Annotated in this window: 7 protein-coding genes; 4 read left to right on the top strand and 3 right to left on the bottom strand. The window is 63.3% G+C overall.

What is annotated here, in order from left to right; genetic code table 11:
* The coding region (locus tag AC30NL_RS21205; protein ID WP_489465965.1) for a Mu transposase C-terminal domain-containing protein at nt 1–766 on the bottom strand (766 nt) is incomplete at its 3' end.
* Nucleotides 767–1,038: 272 nt separating this feature from the next.
* Here AC30NL_RS21205 and AC30NL_RS21200 point away from each other — a divergent pair.
* Both AC30NL_RS21200 and AC30NL_RS21195 read left to right on the top strand, forming a co-directional pair.
* Nucleotides 1,039–1,797 (top strand): PEP-CTERM sorting domain-containing protein, encoded by a 759-nt coding sequence (locus tag AC30NL_RS21200; RefSeq protein ID WP_489465964.1) that lies wholly within the window; start codon nt 1,039–1,041, stop codon nt 1,795–1,797.
* A gap of 682 nt (nt 1,798–2,479) precedes the next feature.
* Nucleotides 2,480–2,881, top strand: coding sequence for a hypothetical protein (locus AC30NL_RS21195; protein WP_489465963.1), 402 nt, complete (start codon nt 2,480–2,482; stop codon nt 2,879–2,881).
* A 437-nt stretch (nt 2,882–3,318) separates the two neighbouring features.
* Here AC30NL_RS21195 and AC30NL_RS21190 read toward each other — a convergent pair whose 3' ends face one another.
* Together AC30NL_RS21190 and AC30NL_RS21185 are read right to left on the bottom strand one after the other, a co-directional pair.
* Nucleotides 3,319–3,744 carry a DUF2306 domain-containing protein gene (locus tag AC30NL_RS21190; protein WP_489465962.1) on the bottom strand — a complete coding sequence of 142 codons (426 nt, stop codon included), beginning with the start codon at nt 3,742–3,744 and terminating at the stop codon, nt 3,319–3,321.
* 34 nt (nt 3,745–3,778) lie between these two features.
* A complete protein-coding gene (locus tag AC30NL_RS21185; RefSeq protein ID WP_489465961.1) occupies nt 3,779–4,108 on the bottom strand; it encodes a hypothetical protein in 330 nt (109 codons plus the stop codon).
* A gap of 199 nt (nt 4,109–4,307) precedes the next feature.
* Between AC30NL_RS21185 and AC30NL_RS21180 the strand changes: the two genes are divergently transcribed.
* Together AC30NL_RS21180 and AC30NL_RS21175 are read left to right on the top strand one after the other, a co-directional pair.
* Entirely contained in the window at nt 4,308–4,994 is a 687-nt protein-coding gene (locus AC30NL_RS21180) for a hypothetical protein (protein WP_489465960.1), read from the top strand.
* Between the two features lie 7 nt (nt 4,995–5,001).
* Nucleotides 5,002–5,778: a hypothetical protein gene (locus AC30NL_RS21175; RefSeq protein ID WP_489465959.1), complete on the top strand. Its 777-nt coding sequence runs from the start codon at nt 5,002–5,004 to the stop codon at nt 5,776–5,778.
* Nucleotides 5,779–5,811 lie beyond the last annotated feature (33 nt).

Raw genomic sequence — 5,811 nt, 5'->3', positions numbered from 1 at the left:
GTTGCGGGTTTCCCGTACGAGCGAAATTGTCTGTAGGCCGCGCCACTGCTGGATTCTCATGAGGCGGTCTGAATCGGCCAGAATCCGAGCGTTTGGGCGGCGCAGGAAAAAGTAGCGGCGCAACCTCGAGTTCAGGTTCTCCACCATCGAGCTCGAGCGAGGCGTGCCGTCCATGGCCGCGCACACGTCGGCGGCGAGGGCCACGAACCTGCGGCCCAGGCGGGCGTGCAGCTCGTTCCAGCGCTGCCAGAAGGCCGTCGAGGTCGGCCTCTTGCGGTGCAGCCGGCATACCTGCCGCACCCAGTACAACGAGATGCCGCGCCGTTCCTCGACGTTCGGCCCGGCCGATCTCGGCGCCATCTGGAGCGAAAGTGCGCACCGTGCGGAGGTCGTCGCTGTGGTAGTAGATGCGAAGCGACTGACCGAGGAATGCCGTGGTGCTGGCCAGCAGCGTGTTGGTGTAGCGCACGCCGTGGAAGTTGATGTGCGGGCGCTGGCCCTGATGCAGGTAGCCACGCACGGTGGCTCGCTTGGGGGTCTGCATCAGGCACAGCGTGCGCCGCTTGGCCTCGGGTAGCCACGTCACAACGGTGCCGCGGCCACGCAGCGAGTGCTCCACAGCTTCCAGAGGCGTGCGCCCGTTCAGGCCATCGTGCGGGCTCGCGTTGTAGCGATCGCGGCCTCGATGAGTTCCTCGATCTCGGCGAGCGACATGTACAGGCGCAGGTTGCCCTTCGGGTGGGCCAGCGCGCGGCTTCAGGCTCATAGCTGAATTGGAAAGTACTCGATGTGGCGCTGCAACTGGCTCTGTCGCGTTTAGGGCATTGTGACGAGTGAGCGCCTAAGGATCCATCACAGCAGTTCATCAGCCTCGAAACGCCATTGCTGCTGGCGCTGGAGCGTCAAACTGGCCACAACCTCGGTCTACCGGCAATCCATACCGTTGCATTTCCTTCTGCCGCGCAGACTCCTAGGGGTATGGCCGGCGCTAGACATTCGCTAGGCTCGGAACTCCTCAACGATAGATTGCACATCAACATGCTCAGATCCATGCTTGCCGGCGCCGCGCTTCTCAGCGCGATCACAGCGCATGCAGTACCCATCTCAGGTCAAGGCACCTGGGAAACCACGCTCAAGGCACGCGACATCAACGGGGACGGCGTGACCGACGCCTACTACAGCACCGAGCAGAACATCACCTGGCTCGCGGATGCCAACTACGCCGCTACATCCGGCTTCGCGCCCGGGAACCCACAGGATTCGTATCGGCGGGATCCCGGCCTGCTCGACCAGTACCAAGCGGTCGCCTGGGCCAAGGGTCTCAACATCTATGGGGTGACGGGCTGGCGTCTTCCGACAGCCAAGAACGTGGCTCCCTCGAGTTGCATGACACCAGGAGGCGTTCCGATTTGCCGCTTCATTCCCGATGCGGGCGTCAATGAATTGGCGGACCTGTTCGACCGCACGCTCGGCAACGGCGCTGGCACCAGCACCCAGACGAACACCGGTCTGTTCCTGAACGTCGATCCGATCGCCTCGCGGCAAGTGGAGTACCTGACCGGCAGCCTTTACTACGGTCCTGCGCTTCCGTCTTGGCAATCGGGGGCCGAGATCACCTTCTCCCACGGCTCCGAGATCATTGGCACCGAAAGCTTTCCCGGATGGGCCTGGGCCGTTCATGACGGCGACATCGCCGCCACTACGCCCGTGCCGGAGCCTGAAACCTACGGACTCATGCTGGCTGGCCTGGGCGTGATAGCGTTGGCGCGCGCGCACAAAAACCGCCGGTCCGCCTGACGACGCAGTGCCGGAGGTTCTGTCGCTACAAGGGCTTCCCCATTTGTCAAACAGCGCTGAGCCGAGGTGCAAGAGTGTTGCCCTCTGCTTGTGTTCGTCGGCTCCGACGAGGAGGTTCTCGGCCATCTGCTGAGGGGTTCGCATGCCGGCGGGGTTTTCCGTGAACGCGGTCAATGACACAAGCCATTCTCGCCTCGGTGAGGTACGGACATCTAGCTTCCGGAGCGCGACGGTGTTCGCGGGCCGCTCGTCTTGGTGGCGAAGCCGGTGTTCCAGCGGACGCAATCCGATCGCGAGGCGCTGTACCTTCGGTCGTTGGCCGACGATCTGCAACACGACGGCTGTGCGCGCTGCGCCGAGGTGGCTACCTGGCTTGCCGCGGCGCGCGCCTACCGTGCACCGCTGGCGGCGCCGAAGGCGCCTCGGCCGCAGAAGCGCTCTGACAGAGAGCATGCGCCCTTGGTCCACAAGTTCAGTCTTGACGAATTGTGCGAAGAATTCAAATGGTTCAGACTATGTTTGGCGCAATGAGTGCAACAGGCGAAACGCCTTGAACCCAATGGGTTGCAACAACTTTCTCGGCTTGGCTGAGAGCACCAGCGGGAATGCGAATCGGTTGAGCATCCGAAAAATCTTGCACTTTGCCTGTTTGGTTCCGGCTCTGCCGGCTTGCAGTATTGCGATGGAACGTCAATGCACGAAGATGATGGAAGCCCACGTGTCGACCAGTGCCAACAAGACCAGCCGCACGGCAACAACGCCGCGCTCGCGCCGAAGCTCCTTCGACTGGCAGGTCGAGCCTGGCCAGGACACGCATCCGCTGGTGGAGACCGTCCTGACCTGCGTGCTCCGGCTGCGCAAGACGGAGCGGCCCTTTGTCGGTGGCGCGGCGCGCGCTGTCGCTGTGTGCGCTTGCGAGGACACGCCGCTCTTGACCATCCTCGCGTTCGGCGACCAGGCGTTCGAGGACCTGGTTCTGCTCATGCAGTCGCTCAAGCTTGTCAACGTCCTGCCATTGGAGGATCCGGCGACGGGGCTTGACGCCGTGTTTGTTCCGGCGGCCATAGGGGTCGGCACGAGTTAAGCCGACGCCGTGGTCAGCAGGTTCCTTCAGCGGAGGGAACGCCCCCGGGGACTCCCGACGGCTGCTCGGGCGTCTTCTTCAGGTGGTTCTCGAAAAATGGTTCGTGCTGCAACCTGTTAAATGCACGAATCGCTGCTCTTGCTCCAACGGAGAGTGATCCAAACCGTGGGAGGCCAAGTCACAGGCTGCGAACGCGCCGCATGCGCGCCAAGCCGCATGATTCATGCCTCCCACGGTTTGGATCACTCCCTTCTACGAAAGACAGCGGCATCATGTTCTAGGCGCTGCGCCTTGCCTTGATAGCTCGGGGGACGCATTGATGGCCATCCTCTGCAAGGGCCCTTCACTGGGGCAACCCCCAGCCCCCGTGGCCTATGGCCGCAACGCGACGGCTCATGGTGGTGTCCCTTGCTGAAATCGGGGCGGTTGAAACAAGGTCAGCGAACGAGGCCCAGGGCCTGCTTCCACAGCAGGTCGCCCAGGAAGCGCCCCGGCATGAGAGTGAAGAGTCCGGCGACGATGCAGCCGCCGAAGAAAATGCCGCGCATCAGACCGCGGTGCGCCGCGACGTTGCCCTGGCGGATGTTGTAGATGCCGCGCGGCAACGAGATGAGCACGAACAGCGTGAGTGCGTGAATCGGCGTGTAGCCGGCGATGTTGGGTAGCCGGTAATCGCGGATGAAGATGCTGGAAATGGCAGTCGTGGCCATTAGCGCCACCCAGAACCAACCCAGCCGCTTGTGGTTGATGGTGCCCTTGCGGCGAGCAATCACCACTGCACCCACAGTCAGCGCAAGCAGCGCTGCACCGAGGTGCAGAGCAATCAGCGGATGCTGCTGGATGAGTTGCGTGATGTGGTTCATGGGCTGCTGTCGATGCAGGAATGATCTGCCGGTTTTATCTTTTGTACGACAAGGTGTCTCGGGCGGATGTGCAGGGTAAATTCGTTCTCGGCGAATTAGGCATCGGCGGCATGGCCGGGGTGAGCCGGGCCTTCGAGTAGTTGTCCAGCGCCCTCTGACCGGAGAGCATGCCGCTTAGGAAGATCGGGACATCAGGTAGCTCTGTCCAGCGGTACGACCGGCCTTCGTCCGGTGTTCTCAGCGGCAGTCCCTCCTCTGCGAGGTCGCTGGCATTCCCTGCCAGATGACGGAGCGCCTCGCGCGTGCAGTGCTCTCGAAGCTCATCGGTCGGTGTTATGAGCTTTCCCGGATCGGTGATCTTCATGTCTCTCCCTTGATCGTGAACTGTACTAGTGTTGTTACATTCCCGTCGACGGGTTCCACCTCGTAGAGCGAGGGCGAACCAGCCCCGAATGTATCAACATTGCTACGAATATTTCTGTAGTAACCCTGTGACAGGAACAAGAAGCGGAGTAATGTCGTGACAGCGCGCATTTTTCGATGCGCTCACCTCCTACGAGCCCATGTCCCAGCACGCCGATGCGCACGCCACGAAGCCGACGTTTTCACGTCCGCTTGCGTTCGTGCGCGGCCCGTCGAGACGTCGGATCGAGGTGTTCAGCCCGAAGCTGGCTCGACGTTTAAGTCTCGCCAGCTACGCTCAATGGCAGCTGTGGCTCGCACTGGAGGCCAACCCCTTGGTGGTGACCTTCTGTGAGCGCCCTGCACGTCTGGGCGCGCCAAACTCGCGCGTCATCGACTTCTGGGTTGCGCTGCGCAGCACCGCCTCGAGCGAATTCTGGCTCCTCGATGACGATGGCGATGAGATCGAGGTTCCCGCCGCGCCGGCGGTTGAGAGCGATGCGACGATCCCCCCTGAACAGGTTCGGGGCCTGCCCGTGCGCCGCGTCGCGCGCACGGACTTGCGCGACTGGACAACCCCCGTGGCCAACTGGGCTCGAATCCTTCCCTACCTCGTCGTCTGGGGGCGCTTCTCGGACGTCGTTCTGGCCCAGGCCATCGTGGTGTACCTGGAGAGGTCGCACACGCTGGACCAGATCATGGCGCACTTCGCCGATCACGATCCGCCGATGGTCGAGGCGGCCCTTTACTCGCTGGTCGCCAAGGGCCGCGTGCTGAGTCCTGACCTGGCGGTGTCGCCGCTCAGCGGGGCCACGCGTTTTTCGCGGGCGATTGCCCCAGCAACGTAGCCGCCTCATGACCACGCCCATTCGCAAGCGCAAACAGCGCCGCCCCCTGAGTCTGGTCGACTGGCCAGGCCTCGATGAACGGGCGTTGCCGGCGCCGGTCCGCAGCACCTTTCGGGCTCGTCGCCTGGCGGTCGAGCTCTACTCGAAGGGCGAGACATTGGAGCGCATCGCCGCCGACACCGGGCTGCACCGCGCTGCGCTTTTCCGCCTGATCGATCGGGCGCTCTGTCCCCACTCCGACGGCAGACTTTGGGGCTACCGGGCCCTGGTGCCGTACAAGCGTGTTCAGACCTACGAGCGCACGGCGGCGCCACGCGTCCTCGTGCACGACAAGGCCGGCAATGCCGGGGTGTTCACGCAACTGCTGCAGCGCCATCCGAGCCTGGCCAAACAACTTCGCGAGGAAGCCACCTCTGGCCGCGTCTATCTGCAGGCGAGTGGTCAGCGCGGCCGCATGGTTAGCCTGAAGGCGGCGGTCGGTCGCTTCCACGACGCCTGCCGCGAGCTGGGGCTGGACGGCAGCGACTACCCCCTCAACCAGCAAGACAAGGCTGTCCGGACGATTGCGCGAGCCTTGCGCGCGGCATTGGACGACAACTTCGTGCGCAGCGCTCGGGCCGCCGGCACCCGAATCAAGCCCGCATCGGCGTTGCGGCAATCGACGCGCGCCGTGCTCGAAGCGTTCGACACGGTCGAATACGACGCTCACAAGCTGGCGACTGGTTGCGGGTTTCCCGTACGAGCGAAATTGTCTGTAGGCCGCGCCACTGCTGGATTCTCATGAGGCGGTCTGAATCGGCCAGAATCCGAGCGTTTG

The organism is Rhizobacter sp., assembly GCA_021153565.1.
Taxonomy (GTDB): Bacteria; Pseudomonadota; Gammaproteobacteria; order Burkholderiales; family Burkholderiaceae_C; genus Albitalea.
This window is presented reverse-complemented; position numbering and strand designations above follow the sequence as displayed.